At 41.6% G+C, this 20,005-nt stretch carries 22 protein-coding genes; 20 read left to right on the forward strand and 2 right to left on the reverse strand.

The window, feature by feature from the left end; genetic code table 11:
* Positions 1–41 precede the first annotated feature (41 nt).
* The 6 genes from DWZ61_RS12415 to DWZ61_RS12435 all read left to right on the forward strand — a co-directional run bounded on the left by DWZ61_RS12415 (position 42) and on the right by DWZ61_RS12435 (position 4,845).
* Positions 42–494 carry a hypothetical protein gene (locus tag DWZ61_RS12415; RefSeq protein WP_118538838.1) on the forward strand — a complete coding sequence of 151 codons (453 nt, stop codon included), beginning with the start codon at positions 42–44 and terminating at the stop codon, positions 492–494.
* A gap of 44 nt (positions 495–538) precedes the next feature.
* Positions 539–670, forward strand: a complete 132-nt coding sequence (locus tag DWZ61_RS20415) for a hypothetical protein (RefSeq protein WP_265104389.1) — start codon at positions 539–541, stop codon at positions 668–670.
* Between the two features lie 89 nt (positions 671–759).
* A complete protein-coding gene (locus tag DWZ61_RS12420) occupies positions 760–2,574 on the forward strand; it encodes an extracellular solute-binding protein (RefSeq protein WP_118538840.1) in 1,815 nt (604 codons plus the stop codon).
* 141 nt (positions 2,575–2,715) lie between these two features.
* Positions 2,716–3,429 carry a hypothetical protein gene (locus DWZ61_RS12425; RefSeq protein WP_118538842.1) on the forward strand — a complete coding sequence of 238 codons (714 nt, stop codon included), beginning with the start codon at positions 2,716–2,718 and terminating at the stop codon, positions 3,427–3,429.
* Between the two features lie 222 nt (positions 3,430–3,651).
* Positions 3,652–3,969 carry a helix-turn-helix transcriptional regulator gene (locus tag DWZ61_RS12430; protein WP_118538844.1) on the forward strand — a complete coding sequence of 106 codons (318 nt, stop codon included), beginning with the start codon at positions 3,652–3,654 and terminating at the stop codon, positions 3,967–3,969.
* Positions 3,970–3,972: 3 nt separating this feature from the next.
* Complete coding sequence (locus DWZ61_RS12435) at positions 3,973–4,845, forward strand: type II toxin-antitoxin system HipA family toxin (protein WP_207664183.1); 873 nt, start codon at positions 3,973–3,975, stop codon at positions 4,843–4,845.
* A 232-nt stretch (positions 4,846–5,077) separates the two neighbouring features.
* Here the strand turns inward: DWZ61_RS12435 and DWZ61_RS12440 are convergent, their stop codons facing one another.
* Entirely contained in the window at positions 5,078–5,563 is a 486-nt protein-coding gene (locus DWZ61_RS12440) for a TspO/MBR family protein (RefSeq protein ID WP_118538846.1), read from the reverse strand.
* Positions 5,564–5,899: 336 nt separating this feature from the next.
* On the opposite strand from DWZ61_RS12440, the gene DWZ61_RS12445 reads away from it, so the two are divergent.
* Positions 5,900–6,289: an MATE family efflux transporter gene (locus DWZ61_RS12445; RefSeq protein ID WP_243026405.1), complete on the forward strand. Its 390-nt coding sequence runs from the start codon at positions 5,900–5,902 to the stop codon at positions 6,287–6,289.
* A 108-nt stretch (positions 6,290–6,397) separates the two neighbouring features.
* On the opposite strand, the gene DWZ61_RS12450 is transcribed toward DWZ61_RS12445, so the two are convergent.
* The gene (locus DWZ61_RS12450; protein ID WP_022154453.1) at positions 6,398–6,763 is read right to left on the reverse strand and encodes a metal-dependent transcriptional regulator; all 366 of its coding nucleotides are present in this window, start codon (positions 6,761–6,763) and stop codon (positions 6,398–6,400) included.
* 344 nt (positions 6,764–7,107) lie between these two features.
* On the opposite strand from DWZ61_RS12450, the gene DWZ61_RS12455 reads away from it, so the two are divergent.
* The 13 genes from DWZ61_RS12455 (at position 7,108) to DWZ61_RS12510 (ending at position 19,956) form a co-directional block, all read left to right on the forward strand.
* Positions 7,108–8,139, forward strand: coding sequence for a LacI family DNA-binding transcriptional regulator (locus DWZ61_RS12455; protein WP_118538848.1), 1,032 nt, complete (start codon positions 7,108–7,110; stop codon positions 8,137–8,139).
* Positions 8,136–10,058, forward strand: coding sequence for a TIM-barrel domain-containing protein (locus DWZ61_RS12460; protein WP_118538850.1), 1,923 nt, complete (start codon positions 8,136–8,138; stop codon positions 10,056–10,058). The genes DWZ61_RS12455 and DWZ61_RS12460 overlap by 4 nt, the downstream gene beginning before the upstream one ends.
* A 49-nt stretch (positions 10,059–10,107) precedes the next feature.
* A complete protein-coding gene (locus tag DWZ61_RS20420; RefSeq protein WP_279220505.1) occupies positions 10,108–10,461 on the forward strand; it encodes an extracellular solute-binding protein in 354 nt (117 codons plus the stop codon).
* A gap of 38 nt (positions 10,462–10,499) precedes the next feature.
* On the forward strand, positions 10,500–11,423 hold the full coding sequence (locus DWZ61_RS12465; RefSeq protein WP_347475444.1) for a sugar ABC transporter substrate-binding protein: 924 nt from the start codon (positions 10,500–10,502) through the stop codon (positions 11,421–11,423).
* 79 nt (positions 11,424–11,502) lie between these two features.
* Positions 11,503–12,408 (forward strand): sugar ABC transporter permease, encoded by a 906-nt coding sequence (locus DWZ61_RS12470; protein ID WP_118538852.1) that lies wholly within the window; start codon positions 11,503–11,505, stop codon positions 12,406–12,408.
* Positions 12,398–13,234 (forward strand): carbohydrate ABC transporter permease, encoded by an 837-nt coding sequence (locus DWZ61_RS12475; RefSeq protein ID WP_118538853.1) that lies wholly within the window; start codon positions 12,398–12,400, stop codon positions 13,232–13,234. The genes DWZ61_RS12470 and DWZ61_RS12475 overlap by 11 nt, the downstream gene beginning before the upstream one ends.
* A 15-nt stretch (positions 13,235–13,249) precedes the next feature.
* Entirely contained in the window at positions 13,250–15,241 is a 1,992-nt protein-coding gene (locus tag DWZ61_RS12480; protein ID WP_118538855.1) for a TIM-barrel domain-containing protein, read from the forward strand.
* A gap of 277 nt (positions 15,242–15,518) precedes the next feature.
* Complete coding sequence (locus tag DWZ61_RS12485) at positions 15,519–15,731, forward strand: FeoA family protein (RefSeq protein ID WP_118538857.1); 213 nt, start codon at positions 15,519–15,521, stop codon at positions 15,729–15,731.
* Positions 15,732–15,769: 38 nt separating this feature from the next.
* Positions 15,770–15,991, forward strand: coding sequence for a FeoA family protein (locus DWZ61_RS12490; RefSeq protein ID WP_022154451.1), 222 nt, complete (start codon positions 15,770–15,772; stop codon positions 15,989–15,991).
* Between the two features lie 142 nt (positions 15,992–16,133).
* A complete protein-coding gene (locus tag DWZ61_RS12495; protein WP_118538859.1) occupies positions 16,134–18,629 on the forward strand; it encodes a FeoB small GTPase domain-containing protein in 2,496 nt (831 codons plus the stop codon).
* Between the two features lie 162 nt (positions 18,630–18,791).
* Positions 18,792–18,932 (forward strand): FeoB-associated Cys-rich membrane protein, encoded by a 141-nt coding sequence (locus DWZ61_RS12500; protein WP_022154449.1) that lies wholly within the window; start codon positions 18,792–18,794, stop codon positions 18,930–18,932.
* A complete protein-coding gene (locus DWZ61_RS12505) occupies positions 18,871–19,380 on the forward strand; it encodes a transcriptional repressor (RefSeq protein ID WP_347475443.1) in 510 nt (169 codons plus the stop codon). The genes DWZ61_RS12500 and DWZ61_RS12505 overlap by 62 nt, the downstream gene beginning before the upstream one ends.
* Positions 19,381–19,596: 216 nt before the next feature.
* Positions 19,597–19,956 (forward strand): heavy metal-associated domain-containing protein, encoded by a 360-nt coding sequence (locus tag DWZ61_RS12510; protein ID WP_117466607.1) that lies wholly within the window; start codon positions 19,597–19,599, stop codon positions 19,954–19,956.
* The last annotated feature ends 49 nt before the right edge of the window (positions 19,957–20,005 follow it).

Raw genomic sequence — 20,005 nt, forward strand, 5'->3', positions numbered from 1 at the left:
GGCTTTTGAAAAATCTTGTGGGAGGAGGATTCAGAAAAAGTATGTACAAAGCAAAGATGAGGTGTGTGGCATTATTAATAATTATGTTAAGCATGGTAAGCTGTGGGCAGAATAGACCGGAACAGAATGATACAGAACAGAATACTTCAGAAGTTACCGAGGAGATGATACCTAATACCATAACGACTACAGCAGTATTAAATGAGCAGTCAGAACCGGTTGATTTATCGGAAGATTTCAGCTTGGAAAATTTGAAAGGGAAAACCGATCCGGATGCAATCAGACAGGAATTATCCGTCCTTCCGTTAAATATAGAAGAACTCAAAGATTATCCGGTGTATGTCTTGGATTGGCAGTCAAGGGAATGCAGCGGAGCAGAATTGCTGGACGAATTTTATGAGCAGACATCAGAGAATCAACCGGCGCAATTAGTGATTGTACACTATTTAGTGAGTGAGGAATTGATTACAGCGAGATGTATTTCCATTCCCTGAACATAATTAGAAAGCAGCCGGAACAAAGTGAAATTGAACTAATAATGATAGTATTTACGGATCAGGAAGATGTCTCCGATGAAAAGGCGGAACAGTATGTGGAACTGCTATATGACGGGAAGAGACCGGAGAACGTAGAGGTGCGTCCTTTCCTGAATTTACGGAAGACAAGTTAAGTTATACAGTGGGAAGTTGTGGCAGCAGTGCTTGTTTTTTTACCTGTTGAAAAAAATGATATTGCGACAACGTGCGAGGGGGATTACGAATGAAAACTTTTAAAACAATAGCATCATTGCTGGTAGGTACAGTATCATCTTTGCTGTTAATGGGATGCGGAGAAATAGACGCCGGGACGAAAACATCTGCGTGGGAGAAAGAGACTGCTACAATTGTGCCGGAAGAACCTAAAACGGAGATTATACTTGGAGATATCGGGAGAGCGTCGACATTACAGGAAGCAGTAGCTGATTTTAATAGTAAAAATGACGGAATAACAATCACAATACATGATTATTACGAAGAAAATATAAGCGACGGAATTAGTCGTTTGTATGATGATATTTTGACAGGAAAAGGACCTGATATCATTAGTTTTTCGACAGATGAAATGGACGTGGAAGTGCTTAGAGAAAAGGGTGCGATAGAGAATCTTATTCCTTATCTGGAGAAAAGTGATGTGATTGGGGAAGAGGACATCGTTGATTCCGCGCATCAGGTTTTGACATCGGATGGCGGCTTGTATATGTTGCCAACGAATTTTGTGTTATATACATTGATAACAAAAGAAAAATGGTGCAGTAACAAAGAAAATTTTACCTTCGAGGAAGCCTTGCGGGCCGTTCGGGAATGTAAAGAGGATCCTATGATTTCACGGGATTTATTTTTACAGGAAGGGGCAATCTGCGGAGGATATTCCGGGGAAACGGAAGATAACAGATTGGAACAATATATAAAAATTGCAGAACAATTACCGCAACAGGCGATGTTTCAAACGAATGACCTTTTGATGCGGGAAGGAAAAATTCCATTCAATCTTGAGTGCATAGGTGACATGCAACAATATTTATATAAAAAATCCGTATGGGGTGAGGATGCAGTCTATACAGGATTTCCGGGAGCAGAAGGAAACGGAAGAATATTTATTTTTGTCAACTGTTTCGCCATTAACAGTCAAAGCACGCACAAAGAAGAAGCATGGAAGTTTGTGGAAAGCTATTTTACTGAGGAAGGACAGAAAACGATTGCTCCCAATTGGAATTTCTCAATATTGCAAGATGTGCTGGATCAACAGCTTAGTGATAGTAGAAAGCAGGAATATTATCAGACATCGGATGGAAAAAGAGAGAAACTTCCTATTCTGACATACGAAATTGGCGGTACCTATGAAAATGTTTATGCGGCACAAGATGAGGATATACAGGATGTAAGGGAGATGATAAATAATACGAAGGTAATGCAACGCAGTGACCTTCCTTTCATAGGGATTACGCAGGAAGAGACGTTGTATTATTTTAATGGAGAAAAAAGTATAGAAGAAACAGTAGCGGCTATAAGGAATAGAATTGGTGAAATGCCGAATGCAACAAATGCACAGACAGATAGGGATGTCGTTATCAATATAGGGGATTTTTCAGTTTCCTTATATGAAAGTGAGCAGGAAATATTGGGGAAGCTGGATAAGATGGGGCTGTTGTATGAAAAGGTTGAGGATTCGGATAACAAAAAATATAATTATTATTATAACGTAGGTGATGGGGAAGCTCAATTTGTACAAGTTTATTTTCTTGAAAAAGAATGTGTCAGAATAAGAATCAGCAGTAATGAAACATTCGCACATACCTCGAGAGGCATATATTCCGGAAATACTTATTCTCAAATGGTCGACCAATATGGAGATTCTTATGAAAAACATACTTATATGGGCAAAGAGAGATATACCATTTATCGTTATGCTTTAGGAGAATGTTTCCATGAATTCGGCATACCGGGGGAAGCGACCGGTGAAATCTATAATGTTGATGTTTATGTTTCCGGTCAGATGCCTATCTATGATTATGGAGAAGAGATTGTAGAGGATTAGAAATTTTTTGAAAATATGTAAGGCGATGAGACGGACTATAGGGAATGGCTGAACGCAAACGAAGGTAATGTTGAAGAACTGGAGATTCCATATTTTTGATTTACAGAAGAAAATAGAAGATAATAGGGGATAAACAAAAAGATGACCAAGAAGCAGAAAGTAGTATTTGCAGTTGTGGCAGCAGTGCTTGCAGTTGTGGCAGCAGTGCTTGTGCTGGGGATAATTTTGTCTTACGTATGCTATCATTTTATTTATGGGACAAGAATCACTTCCCGGGAGGGAGAAGCATACCACAAATTAGAAGGAAAGGGAGTATACAGCCCGTTAGCGGTGTTTCCTTCCGCAGATATGGATACCGTTTCACAGGATTTTTATTATCAGACCCGTGATGAAATCTTTGCGGCAACCTGCCAGATCTATTTGGAAAATCAATATACCAGGGAACAGTATGAGGCAGAAACAGAGCGTCTGCGGAATTTGGAATTTTCTTATCAGGATCAGACGAATATGCTCTATCAGGATGAAGAAAATTATTGCAGCGTTGCGTATGTGGCGATGGCAAATTGGACCGACCGATATGAATATGCCATCACGTTAGAGGATAGTAATACCATTATTTATGTTTATCTGCAGAACATGGATGCAAAGGACATACATATGCAGTCTGACTACCTTCCGAAATATTTTCAGGATAATAATGCCGGAAAGCATCAGGATACAGACCCTATGACCTCGGATTACAGAAGTTTCTATGCGTTCCGGATAGGAGATCATTATATAGATTGCATGGATTTGGCGGATCAGATTGAAATCGCCGATACCGAGCCGGAGATTCAGGCAGAGGATGTAGCATAGGAAGTTGAATCTAATTAATTTCTACAAAATAATGGGGAGTAGCTAACAGATTGCTGTGCGTAATATTTGACAGTATGTTATTCGTTATAGGATAACGGAGTAATAGGCATACTATATAATATCTCTGTCGGATCCGTGACAGAGATATTTTTCAATAGTGTAAATAAAATTTGACAAAGTAGATATAAATGTTTAATAATATTTACATAAGGAGATGGGATTATGCCGAAAAAAACAATAGTGTTGTTGCCTGAAACAGAAAAAATACTTGAGCAAATGGGACTACAGATAAAGTATGCAAGGCTGCGCAGAAAATTGACGTCGGAATTGGTTGCGGAAAGAGCAGGAATCAGCAGAGCTACTTTAGTATCCATAGAAAAAGGCTCACCTTCTGTGGCAATGGGGTGCTATGCGGCTGTGCTTCATGCATTGAATTATATGGATAAGGATTTACTGCTTGTTGCTAAAGATGATGAATTGGGACGGAAATTACAGGATCTTGATTTGCCTGTAAGAAAGCGCACACCCAGGAGGGGATAGGGAGTGGATAAAGAAAAAAAGATTTTTGTTTTTGCTGATTTTCAGCCTTATCACGAAGAAATTATAGGTACAATCTATGTTTCGCAGACGAGAGGAAAGGAATTTTACTCTTTTGAGTATGATCAGAAATGGCTGGAAAAGGGAAATATGATATTAGATCCCGATTTACAGATGTATAAGGGAAGGCAATATATTCACGATGATAAGAAGATATTCGGAGTATTTGCCGATTCCTGCCCTGATAGATGGGGACAGCGTCTGATGAAACGCAGAGAGGAATTGCGTGCCAAAAATGCAGGTGAAAAACCTAGAAAGCTTTTAGACAGACATGAACTGGCTGTTATGTGTGGACTTAATGTTCCGGAGGCAAAAGCTGAAAAATTTTCCAGATTGGGAACGACATTTCTTGTAAAGCGATTTGACAGAATAGAAAGCCGAAGAATTCACTTTTCTTCAGCAATGACTATGCTTGGTAAAAAGGATGGTGCAAACGCAGCAACACCTAAAAAAGATATACAGGAATTGTGGAAGCGTATTGTGTTTAGCATGGCAGTGTCCAATACAGACGATCATTTTAGAAATCATGGATTTATTCTGGAGGAGAAAGGGTGGGTACTTTCTCCGATGTATGATGTGAATCCGGATATTTATGGAGAATTTTTATCACTGAATGTGGACGAAGATAATTCTGCGATAGATTTTGATTTGGCAATAGAGGCAGCGCCATACTATGAGATATCAACAGAACAGGCGAAGAAAAATGTCACAGCCATTAGAAAAACGGTAGCAGATAATTGGCGGTCACTTGCCGGAAAATATGGAATCAGCCGTGGGGAAATCGAAAGAATGTGTCCGGCATTTCAGGGGGATGTATAGATATGTAAACGTCAAGGCTGTTGCGAAATAATTAAGAATCCATGCTGTTAAGTTTATTTGGAGAAAGCTGCACCAGCCTGGTGCAGAAATAGATTACAATCGGCAATGGCAGATCAGCGCATTATGAAATGATTAAATAAACGCACGATAAACGCACGCGCGCGTTTATAAGATAGCCTTTTGCAATCAAATTAAATAAGTGAAACAGTGTTTCGTTTTTTTGAAAACTCTTTCACCGGTTCAGCCACCACACTCCCAGATTCAGATACCCCGCGAACGCCACCCACACCAGATAAGGCAGCATCAGCCATGCGGCAGGCTTCGAGATGCGGTAAAAAGCAACGGTAGTGGCGAGGATCAGGATCCACAGAGCGACCAGCCACAAAAAGGCGAAAAGATACCATCCCAGGTTGAAGAACCAGATGGACCAGAAAAAATTAAAGATAAGCTGTACAGCATACAGGGTGAGGGCTTTCGTGTCCTCGCCTTTTTGCATGACAACGAGGTAAGAGGCGATTCCCATAAGGACGAACAGGATACTCCACACCACCGGGAAGAGCCACATAGGCGGTGTCAGGGGAGGCTGATTCACTGTTTCAAAGGCTTTCATGCCGTCTTTGGTGATCCAGGCAGAGAGTCCGCCTACTGCCAGAGGGATGGCAACAGCAGTGATGAGGTTTTTCCAGTGAATATTGTGAAATTTGTCGGAGAATTGCATGGGAGCCTCCTTTGAAAATATGATTTTGCATGTGTCAATATCCGTGTATGGTCTGATTAGTATTGTATGAAAATGAGATAAAATTATGTGTCTAGCTATAAAATGAGGACAAAAATTTGGGACTATCGGCAAACGGAGGTTTTGGTGTATGATTAAGAGTGTAATAAAGCATTATGACTATCAGAAACAGGAAATATCCAAGAAAAGGTAATAGGTAACATAGCTATGAGCACAGAACACACACAGGGTTCCCTGACAAAAGAAGCGATCCGGCTGGCGTGGCCGGCGGTCTGAGAATCCTTTTTTATCGCACTGGCGGGTATGGTGGATACTTTTATGGTGAGTACGCTCGGAGCCAATGCGGTGGCAGCGGTGATTATCAGTGCACTGACGGTGGGATTCGCAGATCAGATCATTGAATTCTGCGGATCGAGTGAGGATACTCATGCCATGGCGGCGAGATACTACCGGATCATCATGGGTGGCATGATCTTCAACGTATTGTCCATGGGAATCAATGCGGCACAGCGCGGCGCGGGCAATACGATGATTGCCCTTAGGACGAACCTGATCTCCAATCTGGTGAATATCTGCGGCATCCTATATTTTCGGATTTCCCCTGGGACTGAGAATGACCGGTATCTGGATGGGTATTCTGGCGGATCAGGTATCCAGATTCCTGTTCGCGTCGATTCGGTTCCGACAGGGAAAAAGGGTGACAATTAAGATTTAATGAGCGCAGGTAATGAGCTTATGATAATAACAAAACTCCCGGAGCAATATCGCACCGGGAGTTCTTGCTTTCAAATAACATGCAATGATTCACTGTGAGTTCTATTTCGTCTTCAATGTCTTTTTCATAGCAGTGAAAGTCTCTGCACTGATCACATGCTCAATCCGGCAGGCATCCTCGGCAGCCACGGTGGGATCCACGCCGATGGAGGTCAGCCAGTCCGTGAGGAATGTGTGACGCTCGTAGATTTTCTCTGCGATTTCCCGCCCCTTATCCAGCAGGGTGATGTAGCCTTCCTTGTCCATTTCAATATATTCCCCATTGCGGAGATTCTTCATAGCGACACTGACGCTGGGCTTGGACACACCCAGATCGTTGGCAATATCAATGGAACGGACAACGCCGTTCTTTTTCTTCAGCACTAAGATCGTTTCCAGATAATTCTCAGCAGATTCCTGTATTTTCATGTAATGACCATACCCTTCCCATACATAGCATTTTGAACCGAAATACCTGCTTTACATGTGGAAACTTAACCATCCGCAGGCATTACAATAAGAATAGCAGAAAAGGGTAGGAAATGCAAGATTTCAACTTAATGAGAAAAAATATCAATAAAGAAGAGAAAAAAAGCATTATGAATTACGTTGAAGAAGCAACGTTAAAAATCTATAAAAACGATACGTAATGTTTGTTTATTTTATCTAAAAAATATTATTTTAAATAAAAATAATTGACATTCAAAAATAGGAGAATATAATATAGTTAACCGGTTAACAAAACATATTAAAACTGTATGAAAAGAGAAAGTATGAAAAACAGAGTAACCATCAGGGATGTTGCAGCAGCATCAAACGTATCAGTAGCGACAGTGTCCTATGTATTAAACGGAAAGAAAAAAGTATCCGAAGAAACGAAACAAAAGATTCTGACAGTAATCGATGAGCTAGGATTCGTGCCGGATTTGAATGCACGAGGATTAACTGTAAAAGATACTAAATTGTTGGGAGTAGTCGTTCCACAGACAGAGCCAGGTAGTAAGCTGATGTTTCATAATATTTTTTACAGTGAATTACTGGGTAGCATAGAGTATGCTGCAAGACAGAGAGGATACCATGTAATTATCTCAGCTACCGATGTAACTGAAGATTATCTTCAGCTGATCCAGGAACGAAATTTGGCTGGAGTTATTATTATTGGTACTTATCAGAATCAGTTTTTTAGTGAATTAAAAACATTGGATGTACCGGTAGTGTTAATTGATAGTTATTGTAAATATGACTATTTTCATAAACTAAGAATTGATGATGAGAATTGCTCTAATCTGGCTACAGAATTTGTGATTCAGCAGGGACATAAAAAAATTGCATTGGTGACAGGACATCTTCAGGAAGATGGTGTTATGCAGAAGCGATATAGAGGTTTTTTGAAAGCTATTGAACAAAATGGACTGGAATTTCAAAAAGAAAATCTTTATGAAGCGACGGTTGATTATGAAAGCGGAGTAAATGCTGCAAAATGGTTCGTAGATAATAAGGCAGATATTACAGCAGTGGTAGCGACAGCGGATGTCCTCGCAATTGGGCTGATGAAGGGGTTTTATGAACAAGGTGTTCAGGTGCCTGAAGATATATCCATTATAGGATTTGATGATCTGGATATTTCCAAGTATACGACGCCCGGGCTCACTACGGTAAAACAACCTATTTCAGCTAAGGGAGAAAGAGCTGTTGAAATATTGATCGAAAACATTGAAAATCCCCAGATGGAAAAAGTGGAAGAAGTATTTCCTGTAAAACTAATTGAAAGGCAAAGTGTAAGAAAAAGAACGGAGATATTATGATTTTAGAAACGATAAAAGATCAGGAATATCATAAAAAAATATTACTGGCAAATAATTCCTATGCAGAGATAGAACGCAAAGAAGGTACACAATTAATCATTAATGTGGATTATAAAGGTGTATATGGTCTGGGCGAGAAATTCGACGCAGTGAATCAGAAAGGAAAGACAGTAGAGACACAGGTTATAGAAAAATTCTGTAATCAGGGAAATATCAGTTACTGCGTGACTCCTTTTTTCGTGACAGATTCGGGACTGGGTATTTACATTGAGACAAAGAAGAAAACGACAATTACGCTTGATCATGCAATTCGATGTCAGATACCGAGCGAATCCAAAGTCTATGTATTTACGGGTACAATAGGTGAGGTTATTCGTGATTATACCGGTTTGTTTAAAAGACCGCAAATACCACCCCGTTATGCATTTGGAATATGGGCATCAGCCAATCATTGGAATTCTGAAGCAGATGTAGACAGATTGCTGGAGGAATTGGAAAAATATCATTTTCCGGCCAGTGTTATTGTCTTGGAAGCATGGAGTGATGAAGCAACTTTCTATATTTGGAACGGAGCTACCTATTCACCGAAGAGGTCGGCAGAAGGTTTTTCCTATGATGATTTTGATTTTAGCAATAGTAAATACTGGAAAAACCCGAAACGCATGATCGAGAGGCTTCATGAAAAAGGGAAAAAGCTAGTGCTTTGGCAAATTCCTGTTTTTAAAGGAATGGAACCGGGAAGAGTATCGGAACAGCTTGACATGGACAAGGAATATGCACTGGAGCATGGACTGCTTGTAATGAATAAAGCAGGAACGCCTTACGAGATACCGACGGGCAATTGGTTTGAAGGCTCTTATCTTCCGGATTTCACAAATGAAGAAACGAAGAAGTTTTGGTTTCAAAAAAGAAAATACCTGTCAGATATTGGCGTGGATGGATTCAAGACGGACGGTGGAGAGTTCATTTATTCCCAAGAAGTGAATTTTTCGGATGGAACAAGCGGAGCAGAAGGTAAGAATCAGTATTGTCAGGATTATGTGAATGCATACAGTAATGAAATATCGGAAGAACAAGTGCTGTTTAGCCGGGCAGGATATGCAGGAGCTTCCGGAACTCCTATTTTATGGGCAGGAGACCATCAGTCAACCAATGATGAATTAAAGAATGTCTTGCGGGCAGCCCTTTCCGCAGCCATGAGTGGTATTCTTTTCTGGAGTTTTGATATAGGCGGATTCGCAGGACCGCTTCCAAGTATTGATTTATACAGAAGATCTACGCAGATGGCAGTATTTTCTCCCATAATGCAGTGGCATTCGGAACCGGATGGCGGTCAGTTCAGGGAATTGATGCCGGGAAGTGATGGAAATAATGAAAGAAGTCCATGGAATGTAGCCTTGGCATACGGACAGCCGGAATTTATTGAGGAGATGCGTTACTGGCATACACTTAGGGAAGAACTTCTTCCCTACATTTATCAAACGGCGCAAATTGCAGTAAGAGAAAGTAAACCCATGATGCGCCCCTTGGTATATGATTTTCAGGAAGACAGCAATGTAATTAACTTAGAAGATGAATACCTGTTTGGAAATAGTATGCTGGTGGCTCCCCTTATGGAAGAAAATCAGACATCCAGAAAGGTATATTTGCCGAAAGGACAATGGTTTGATTTCTTTACATATAAGTGCTATGAAGGAGAAAAATGGATAGATTCAGATCCTGAGACCAAATTACCGGTTTATGTAAAGTCCGGGACAACAATTCAAATGAAACAGGATGGGAAAAATAAGATTTTCCTCTATGGAAAGGAAGGCAAGGATTCTATTCTTTCCGATCAGATAGATATTACCTGGAAGGGAAAAAATATAACAGTAAAGGGGGAGACAGAACAAAATATCATTTTTGAGTTCATACAGTAAAAATATGCGAGGTTAACCGTTTAAATTATGAAAAGGAGAGGATACATTTATGAGAAAAAAATTAATGTCACTTTTATTAACCGGAGTATTGGCAACCTCTTTACTTACAGGCTGCGGAAGCACAGATGATAATACTGCGGAAGGAACTGCAGCTGCAACAGAAAGTAAGCAGGAGACTGTTGATCTTGCCAACACCGAAGTATCGGAAGAAACGGCAGAAATTACTTATGCTAATTTTAATGCCTCTGGTGGCAATGAAGAAACACTTCAGAAAATGTATGATGCATTCCACGAAGAATATCCCAATATAACAGTTAACATTGAAACGATTGGATATGACGACTATTTTACACAGATGCAGACAAGAGTAGCCGGTGAACAGCACCTGATTGCTATGAACTGAACATTGAGAATTTTGCAGCATATGCGAATAAAGGAGTTCTGGCTGAGCTTACAGGAATTGATACCAGCGGCTATAATACGACCGCATTAAACGCATTTTCCGTAGATGGTAAGCAGTATGGTGTACCCGGAAATTTCTCTAATATAGTACTTATTTATAATAAAGATTTATTTGATAAGGCTGGAATTGCTTATCCTACAGATGATTGGACCTGGGATGATGCGATGGAAGCGTGTGAGAAGATCAGTGCATTAGGTGACGATATCTATGGCATTTATCAGCCAATCACCTTTAACGAATTCTTCAAAGTAGCCGCGCAGTATGGCGGTGGAGTCTTGAATGAGGACAAAACAGAGTTCACAATTAATTCTGAGGAAAATCTGAAAGCCGCTACAATGATGATCAGTAAAGTGACTGAGACGAATGTGCAGCCCACGGAAGCACAGATGGGAGGAATGGGTGACTGGGACCTGTTTGAAAGTGGAAGACTTGGAATGATTCCTACCGGTATCTGGGCATTTAATACATTTGCAGATGCGTGTGACTTTAACTGGGATATTTGTGTAGAGCCGGGTGGAACACAGAAAGCAACACATTTCTTCAGTAATGCACTTGTAGTGAATGCGGATAGCGATAAAAAGGAAGCTGCTGCAACCTGGATCAACTGGCTTGCATCCAGTGATACTGCAGCACAGATGAGAATTGATGCTGGTTGGGATCTTCCTGCAATCAATAATGAGGATGTTCTTTCCGGATATTTGAAGCTGACCCCTCCCGAGAATCGTCAGGCAGTATTTGATTCCCTGAATTACCTGACGGTAGCTCCGATTATTGAAGATTATTCATTAATGTCCGATATCATTACAAATAAATTAAGCCTTGCAGCAAGTGGTGAAATCACGGTAAAGGAAGCACTGGATCAGGCCCAGGAAGAGTGTACTGCACAGATTAAGTTACAGTAGAAATGAAATTTTAAATTAGGAAACTGTCGTATGGCGTGCCAGCCATGCGACAGTGATCCTGAAAATGACAGGAAAAAATATGAGCAAAAAAAGACAGAAAAGAGCTTTGAAAAACGCCATACCATTTATGCTTCCCAGCTTTCTTGGGATGATTGTTTTTAGCTTTTTGCCAATTATAATTTCTATAGCCATCAGTTTTACAAACTGGAATGGACTGGATAAATTATCTTACAAGACACTGGCAAATAATTTTGTATTTTTGGATAACTATAAGCAGATACTCGGGACATCAGAATTTTGGAAGGTTTTGGGACATACCTGTTATTATATTGTACTGTATATTCCGATGGTTTTGATAATGTCCCTTCTGATTGCCTCTATATTGAATAAAAACATGAAAGGAATCACCGTATTCCGGATTATGTACTATATTCCGGTATTGACATCGTGGGTGGCAGCCAGTCTGATCTGGAAATGGGTGTTAAGTCCCCAGTATGGTATATTGAACCAACTGCTGGGATATATTGGGATATCCGGTCCCGGATGGCTTACAGATAAAGTCTGGGCAATGCCGGCAATTGTTCTTGCGTCTGTATGGAAAGATATGGGATTTTACGGATTATTTCTTCTATCAGGCCTGAAAGCAATTGATACCGGGTACTACGAAGCAGCAACCGTTGACGGTGCAGGAAAAATGAAACAGTTTTTCTCAATTACTTTGCCGCTGCTTAGCCCATCGATGTTTTTCTGCATTATTATGGCTTTGATTAATGCGTTTCAGTTATTCCCACAGGTGCAGATTATGACAGAAGGTGGACCGAATGGGGCTACACAGGTCATGGTAGAGAGAATTTACACATACGGATTTAAGTATTTCAAAATGGGGTATGCATCTGCGTATTCCTGGCTGCTGTTCGCAATTATATTCATACTAACTTTAATTCAGATGAAATTACAAAATAAGTGGGTGCATTATGAATCATAGTAAATGGAATGTAAAATTAAAAATAATATGGAATTACTTTTTAGCCTGCCTGATTGCGATTATTGTGATGATCCCTTTTTTATGGATGCTTTCAACCTCTTTGAAAAGCAAAGGTGCATTGATGCAGATTCCCATAGAATGGATTCCCCAAAATCCAACGCTGGACAGCTATCGGATGGTCTTCTCCAGATTTCCTTTTTTGAGGGCAATTTTAAATAGCTTTTTTATTACCTGTAGTTATACGGCAGTTACCATTTTGTCCGCATCAATGGCAGCATTTGCATTTACAAAGATACAATTTCCATATGGAAATACAGTATTTAAATTATACTTGGCATCTATGATGATTCCTACACAAGTCACAATGATACCGTTGTTTGTGATCATGAATAATCTTGGATTGATCAATACATATCCCAGCGTGATTTTACCATCCTTATTCAGAGCTTTCGCTGTATTTATGCTGGTGCAGCAGATGAGAGGAATCCCCAACGACTATATAGAAGCAGCAGAACTTGATGGTGCAGGATTATTCAGAATTTATCGGACAGTGGTACTGCCGTTATCAGGTTCGGCAATAGCAACGTTGACGATCACCACGTTTATGGAGAGTTGGAATGATTATTTATGGCCGTTGCTTATGTTGAATGATAAGAATAAAATGACTTTGACATTGGCTTTAAACAGTTTAAATGGACAATATGGAACGGAATATAATATACTGATGGCAGGTAGTTTATTATCTATGATTCCTATCGTTGTTATATATGCTCTTGCGCAAAAATACTTTAAGGAAGGATTAATGGCTGGCGGAGTGAAGGGCTAGCCGGGAATAGAAAATATGGTTAAAAAATATGTATTCGGAACTCCCATAGAAACGGATGCCGTTGTCAAAGAAATAAAAGAAACCAGCTGGAAGGATGACATTTTCCAAAAAGAAGGAAATGTATTTCATTATTTGTTAAAAACGGATGAAATTGTGTATGGTCTGGGAGAAAATGTGCGAGGCATGAACAAGAGAGGATGGCGCTATGTAAGTAATTGCTCAGATAATCCTAATCATTGTGAACATACCAATTCTCTGTATGGGGCGCATAATTTTATCATGATGGGAGACGGTGTAAGTGAAACTTACGGGTTATTTGTAGATACACCGGGGACTGTGATTTTTGATGTGGGCTATACAGATATAGACCGGTTAAGCATCGCAATGGAAAATGAGAACTATAAAATATATTTGATAGAAGGAGAAACTTATCAGGATGTAGTTCGAGAATTCCGTGAGATGATAGGAAGAAGTTATATTGCCCCCAGATGGGCATTCGGTTATGGACAGAGCCGCTGGAGTTATGAGACAGCGGATGAAGTGCATGAGGTCGTAAGAGAATACAGAAAACGCGATATTCCCATAGATAGTATTTATCTGGATATCGATTATATGGAACGCTACAAGGATTTTACAATCAACAGAGACAGCTTTGCGGATTTTGAAAATCTTGTAGAGGAGATGAAGAAGGAAAATATCCATCTTGTGCCAATAATCGATGGTGGTGTAAAGAAAGAAGATGGCTATGATGTTTACGAGGAAGGAAAAGAAAACGGCTATTTTTGCAAGGATGAAAACGGAGAGGATTTTGTTATAGGTGTATGGCCCGGAAAATGCTGCTTCCCGGATATGTTAAATGATGAGGCAAGAAGATGGTTTGGAGATAAATATCGAATTCTGATAGATAAGGGAATTGATGGATTTTGGAATGACATGAATGAACCGGCTATTTTCTATTCGGAGAAGCGACTGAAAAAAGTATTTGATAAGATGGAAGAGTACAAAACTAAAAATTTGGATGTGAATACTTTTTTTGAGATGACAGATCTTATCGGTACAATATCCAATAATCCAGAGGATTACGCTTCTTTTTATCACAATTATAAAGGAAAACGCTATCGCCATGATCAGGTACATAACTTATTCGGATATTATATGACAAGATCTGCAGCGGAGGCATTTGAACGTTACCAGCCGGAGAAACGTATTTTGCTGTTTTCCAGAGCATCTTATATCGGAATGCACCGGTATGGCGGTATCTGGCAGGGAGACAATATGGCATGGTGGTCCCATCTGAAGATGAATGTGAAAATGATGTCATCTTTAAATATGTGTGGATTTTTATACACAGGTGCAGATGTTGGTGGATTCGGTGCGGATACAACAGAGGATTTGTTGCTCCGATGGTTAGAATTTGCAGTATTTACACCGCTGCTTCGGAACCACTCAGCCAGAGGAACCAGAAAACAGGAAGTGTATCGCTTTTCTCACATTCCGAAGTTTTCAAGTGTCATTGGAGCCAGGTATCAACTTCTGCCATATATTTATAGTGAGTATATGAAAGCAGCACTTCGTAATACGATGATGTTTAATCCACTGTCATTCATTTATGGAAAAGATAATTTAGCCAGACAGGTGGAGGATCAACTGCTGGTTGGAGAAAATATTATGATCGCACCGGTCTGTGAACAGAATGTAACGGGAAGAGTTGTATATTTCCCGGAACGAATGAAGCAACTCGTCTTCAAAAATGGAATAATAGAAGACGGTAATATCTTTGAAAAAGGTTTTTCCTATGTAAATATGCCAATGGGAACCGTGAATGTTTTCCTGAGAGAGGGATATCTGCTACCTGTGGCAAAAGGCGGAAAATGTGTGGAAGATATTAATTTTGAAGATTTAAAGTTGTATTCCTTCGGAGAAAAGATCAAACAGTATGAGTACTATTCAGACGATGGTGAAACAACAGATTTTGATATAGAATCTCATACTCGTATCCTGAAATAGTAATGAAAAAGAGCTTTACCGCTATTCATTTGTGTGGTAAAGCTCTTTTTACGCTTATGTTTTTGAAAAGAGATAGACAAGATAGTAAAAAACATAACTAATGAGAAAAAATATCAATAAGAAATTCCTATGAGATTTCTATGAAAAAAATCGAAAAAATATATTGACAGTAAAAAAAGGTTAGTATATACTAACCACGTGAATTGAGAATGAATCTCATTAAGAGCTAATGAGAAACCACAAGTAGTTCAATACTATTGAAGGGAAGGAAGTGTGTATGATGCCCCTGAGTATGGTAGGTGCCGGTGAAGAGAACACGATCCAGAGGATCGGCGGCAAAGAGGAGACGAAGAAGTTTTTGGAGACCCTCGGATTTGTAGTAGGTGGTAAAGTGACAGTTGTGTCCCGGACCGAAGGCAACCTGATTGTGAATATCAAGGAATCCAGAGTAGCCATCGGCAAGGATATGGCCAATAAAATCATGGTGTAGCGGGCAGCTGTACCAAAAGATGCTAATAGGAGGAGAAAATGAAGACATTGAAGGAAGTTCCCTGCGGACAGACCGTAAAGGTAACTAAACTGAATGGTGAAGGTCCTGTCAAGAGACGTATCATGGACATGGGCATTACCAAAGGTGTTGAGATCTATGTGAGAAAGGTTGCTCCTTTGGGAGATCCCGTGGAAGTAACTGTCAGAGGCTATGAGCTGTCTCTTCGTAAGGCAGACGCTGAGATGATTTGCGTTGAGTAAATGATCTTTTTTTTAGCAGGAAGGTTAGCTGGAACTAATTAGTGAAAGCTAATCACATGAGCAAAAAGGAAGCTCTGAAAGAGCGTTTTGCGAATGGGGTCTGAATAGTTATTAAATGATTTTAGAGGAAAGAGGTAGAAAAATGGCAATTAAGATTGCACTTGCAGGTAACCCTAACTGCGGTAAAACGACACTTTTCAATGCTCTGACCGGTTCCAATCAGTTCGTAGGTAACTGGCCCGGCGTAACCGTTGAGAAAAAGGAAGGTAAATTAAAGAAGCAGTACGGTGGTAACGGTGATGACGTGATCATCATGGACTTACCCGGTATTTATTCCCTGTCTCCGTATACTCTGGAGGAAGTGGTAGCACGTAACTACCTGATCGGTGAGAGACCCGATGCGATCCTGAACCTGGTAGACGGTACCAACATTGAGAGAAACTTATATCTGAGCACACAGCTGATGGAACTGGGTATCCCCGTTGTCATGGCTGTCAACATGATCGATATCGTGAACAAGAACGGCGACAAGATCAACGTAGCAAAGCTTGCTGAGAAGCTGGGCTGCCCCGTTGTAGAGATCTCCGCTTTGAAGCTGACCGGTATCGAGAAAGCTACTAAGAAAGCGATCGAACTGGCACAGAAGAAGAGTGCAGCCGTTGCGGTACATAAATTCGCGCCTGAGGTTGAGAGCGTGATCGAGACCGTAGAGAAGAAGCTGACCGATGTTCCCGAGGAGCAGAAGAGATTCTTCGCTATCAAGCTGTTAGAGAAGGATGACAAGATCCAGGCACAGATGAAGAGTGTTCCCGATGTATCCGCAGAGATCAAGCAGCTGGAAGCTGCCATGGATGATGACACTGAGAGTATCATCACCAACGAGAGATACACATACATCTCCTCTATTATCAAAGAATGTTATACCAAAAAGGAAGGCCAGAAACTGAGCACTTCTGACAAGATCGATAAGATCGTAACCAACAGATGGCTGGCACTGCCGATCTTTGCAGTGGTTATGTTTATCGTATATTATGTATCCGTAACTACCGTCGGTACCTGGGCTACCGACTGGGCAAACGATGGCGTATTCGGTGATGGCTGGCATCTGTTCACCATCGGAACCGGTGCTTATGAAGAAGCAGCCGAGCCTTATGATGATGCAATGAACGTGATCAACGCATTCGTAGAAGCTGACGGCGATGAAGCTCTGGCAGCAGTCATCGACAGCGAGTCTGAGGACTATGATCCCGCAGCAGCAGTAGCAGCTGTTCAGGAGTTCGCGGCAGGCATCGATGCATCCGCTACCGCAGAGTATACTCTGGAAGATGAAGAGACTCTGGCAACCGAGGATGTTACTTACACCGGTGCTGAGCTGGCAGAGGCAGTTGATGTATACGCAGCAGACGGCGGAGAAGCTCCCGATCCCGCTGACTACGGTATCTGGGTACCCGGTATCCCCGTACTGTTAGAGTCTGGTCTGGATGCGATCGGATGTGCCGACTGGCTGAAAGGGCTGATCCTTGACGGTATTGTAGCCGGTGTCGGTGCAGTACTTGGTTTCGTACCCCAGATGCTGGTACTGTTCATCTTCCTGGCATTCCTGGAGTCCTGTGGTTACATGGCACGTATCGCATTCATCATGGACCGTATCTTCCGTAAGTTCGGTCTGTCCGGTAAATCCTTCATTCCTATGCTGATCGGTTCCGGATGTGGTGTTCCCGGTATCATGGCTTCCCGCACCATCGAGAACGACAGAGACCGTAAGATGACCATTATGACTACCACATTTATTCCTTGTGGTGCGAAGCTTCCCTTCATCGCCATGGTAGCAGGTGCTATCTTCGGCGGCGCAGCATGGGTTGCTCCTTCCGCATACTTTTTGGGAATTGCGGCAATCATTTGTTCCGGTATTATCCTGAAGAAGACCAAGATCTTCGAGGGCGATCCTGCTCCTTTCGTTATGGAGCTCCCTGCTTACCACTGGCCTACCGTAGGTACGGTACTGCGCAGCATGTGGGAGCGCGGCTGGTCCTTCATTAAGAAGGCAGGTACCATCATCCTTTTGTCCACTATCGTTGTATGGTTTACTACTTATTTCGGATTCACCGAGGACGGCTTCCGTATGCTGGCTGAGGATGAGATCGATATGAGTATCCTGGGCAAGATCGGTCAGTGCCTGGCATGGATCTTCATCCCTCAGGGCTTCGGTAACTGGCAGGCAACCGTTGCATCCATCACCGGTCTGGTAGCTAAGGAGAATATCGTAGGTACGATGGGTATCCTTTACAGCGCAGGCGAAGGTTCCGTATATGCGAACATGGCCGCTACCTTCACCGTAGCAAGCGGTTATGCTTTCCTGGCATTCAACCTGCTGTGCGCACCTTGCTTCGCAGCAATGGGTGCGATCAAGCGTGAGATGAATAACACCAGATGGTTCTGGATCGCTATCGGATATCAGTGTGGCCTGGCTTATGTAGTATCCCTGTGTGTATACCAGATCGGCAACCTGATCCTTAACGGATCTTTCGGCATTGGAACTGTTGTAGCATTCCTTCTGATCATTGGCTTCATTTATCTGCTCTTCCGTCCTTACAAGGAGAGCACCACTCTGAAGGTTGACACCAAGAAGGTTGCATAAGTAAAATAAATAATTAAGCTCACTCGCAGGTGTCTGGCGTGACTGCTTGCAGGCAAAGACCGATACCTGTGAGGGGAGTAAACAGATAGGAACGTAACATTACTTGCGGGTCTTCGATAAGGGAACCCGCAGGATTTTAAAGTAAGAGTAAGGAGGCAGTCTATGGGAACCGTAGTTGTATTGGCGATACTGGCCGGTGTCGTTGCATTGATTGTCCGCAAAATGATAAAAGACAAAAAGAATGGAAAATCCATTCAGTGTGGTGGCGATTGCAGCCATTGCGGAGGTCATTGTGGACACTAGGGAACAGGTAAGCTATCAGACCACGAAAATGCAGAGAGAGATCATATTGACCAAGCTGAAAGAAAAAGGCTGCCGGATTACAAAACAGCGTCTTCGGCTGATTGATATTATCCTCCAGAATGAATGCTCCAGCTGTAAGGAGATCTTCTACCGGGCATTGGAAGAGGATGACAAGCTGGGAGTCGCAACCGTATACCGCATGGTCAACCTGTTAGAAGAAATCGGTGCTATCAGCCGTAAGAACATGTATAAGGTAGCTTACTCTGAAAATTGCATGATGGAAAATGCCTGTACCATTGAGCTGGATGATGGTTCGATACATCATCTCTCAGCAAAAAAATGGAATTCCGTGATCCGGGCAGGACTGAAGTCCTGCGGTTACCTGAACAGTCAGAAGGTGACCAATGTGACCATCAGACCGTGTGAGTGTGCGGAACAGGTATGCTAGAAATTAGAAATAAGTAAAAAACCGGTGTGGGGCAGGAGGTCTGGATGGACAGAGCTGTTTCCTACACCGGTTTTGTTTATATGGGTGGCAGGATAATACTAATCTGCATGAAATTTTGACAGATATTGCAGCAAAAAGGAAGCCTCGTAGAGGTAATTTTGCGAATGGGGTTCTGAATAGTTATTTTTGAAAGAAAACAATAAGGAGAGTGAAAAAATGGGAACATATATGATATGTGGAATATTGATCATAGTGATCGTGGCAGCATTACTGGGATCCAGAAAGCACTTCAAGGGAGAAGGCGGATGCTGTGGTGGAGGCGGCGATGTGAAGATCAAGCCGAAACACTTAGACACCATCGTAGCAACGAAAAAGCTTCAGATCGAAGGAATGTCCTGTGTGAACTGCCAGAATCGCATTGAGAATGCCCTCAATGGCATGGCCCAGGTCAATGCCAAAGCAAGCTTTAAGAAAGGCGAAGCAATCGTAAAACTCGGCGCAGATGTTCCCGAAGAGGAACTGTGCGAGGCTGTGGAAAAGCTGGGATATAAAGTTACTTCTATTGAATTGATGTAAATTGAGAGTTAGTGAAACAAATCCACGAACGCCCATGGCGGACGGAATG

The organism is Clostridium sp. AF34-10BH, assembly GCF_003478095.1.
In the GTDB taxonomy this organism is placed as follows: domain Bacteria; phylum Bacillota; class Clostridia; order Lachnospirales; family Lachnospiraceae; genus Acetatifactor; species Acetatifactor acetigignens.

Excerpts from the sequence above, each read along its gene's own strand:
- DWZ61_RS12415 (WP_118538838.1), top strand. The coding sequence starts at position 42 with ATGTACAAAGCAAAGATGAGGTGTGTGGCATTATTAATAATTATGTTA.
- DWZ61_RS20415 (WP_265104389.1), top strand. The coding sequence starts at position 539 with ATGATAGTATTTACGGATCAGGAAGATGTCTCCGATGAAAAGGCGGAA.
- DWZ61_RS12420 (WP_118538840.1), top strand. The coding sequence starts at position 760 with ATGAAAACTTTTAAAACAATAGCATCATTGCTGGTAGGTACAGTATCA.
- DWZ61_RS12425 (WP_118538842.1), top strand. The coding sequence starts at position 2,716 with ATGACCAAGAAGCAGAAAGTAGTATTTGCAGTTGTGGCAGCAGTGCTT.
- DWZ61_RS12430 (WP_118538844.1), top strand. The coding sequence starts at position 3,652 with ATGCCGAAAAAAACAATAGTGTTGTTGCCTGAAACAGAAAAAATACTT.
- DWZ61_RS12440 (WP_118538846.1), bottom strand. The coding sequence starts at position 5,563 with ATGCAATTCTCCGACAAATTTCACAATATTCACTGGAAAAACCTCATC.
- DWZ61_RS12445 (WP_243026405.1), top strand. The coding sequence starts at position 5,900 with ATGGTGAGTACGCTCGGAGCCAATGCGGTGGCAGCGGTGATTATCAGT.
- DWZ61_RS12450 (WP_022154453.1), bottom strand. The coding sequence starts at position 6,763 with ATGAAAATACAGGAATCTGCTGAGAATTATCTGGAAACGATCTTAGTG.
- DWZ61_RS12455 (WP_118538848.1), top strand. The coding sequence starts at position 7,108 with ATGAAAAACAGAGTAACCATCAGGGATGTTGCAGCAGCATCAAACGTA.
- DWZ61_RS12460 (WP_118538850.1), top strand. The coding sequence starts at position 8,136 with ATGATTTTAGAAACGATAAAAGATCAGGAATATCATAAAAAAATATTA.
- DWZ61_RS20420 (WP_279220505.1), top strand. The coding sequence starts at position 10,108 with ATGAGAAAAAAATTAATGTCACTTTTATTAACCGGAGTATTGGCAACC.
- DWZ61_RS12470 (WP_118538852.1), top strand. The coding sequence starts at position 11,503 with ATGAGCAAAAAAAGACAGAAAAGAGCTTTGAAAAACGCCATACCATTT.
- DWZ61_RS12475 (WP_118538853.1), top strand. The coding sequence starts at position 12,398 with ATGAATCATAGTAAATGGAATGTAAAATTAAAAATAATATGGAATTAC.
- DWZ61_RS12480 (WP_118538855.1), top strand. The coding sequence starts at position 13,250 with ATGGTTAAAAAATATGTATTCGGAACTCCCATAGAAACGGATGCCGTT.
- DWZ61_RS12485 (WP_118538857.1), top strand. The coding sequence starts at position 15,519 with ATGATGCCCCTGAGTATGGTAGGTGCCGGTGAAGAGAACACGATCCAG.
- DWZ61_RS12490 (WP_022154451.1), top strand. The coding sequence starts at position 15,770 with ATGAAGACATTGAAGGAAGTTCCCTGCGGACAGACCGTAAAGGTAACT.
- DWZ61_RS12495 (WP_118538859.1), top strand. The coding sequence starts at position 16,134 with ATGGCAATTAAGATTGCACTTGCAGGTAACCCTAACTGCGGTAAAACG.
- DWZ61_RS12500 (WP_022154449.1), top strand. The coding sequence starts at position 18,792 with ATGGGAACCGTAGTTGTATTGGCGATACTGGCCGGTGTCGTTGCATTG.
- DWZ61_RS12505 (WP_347475443.1), top strand. The coding sequence starts at position 18,871 with ATGGAAAATCCATTCAGTGTGGTGGCGATTGCAGCCATTGCGGAGGTC.
- DWZ61_RS12510 (WP_117466607.1), top strand. The coding sequence starts at position 19,597 with ATGGGAACATATATGATATGTGGAATATTGATCATAGTGATCGTGGCA.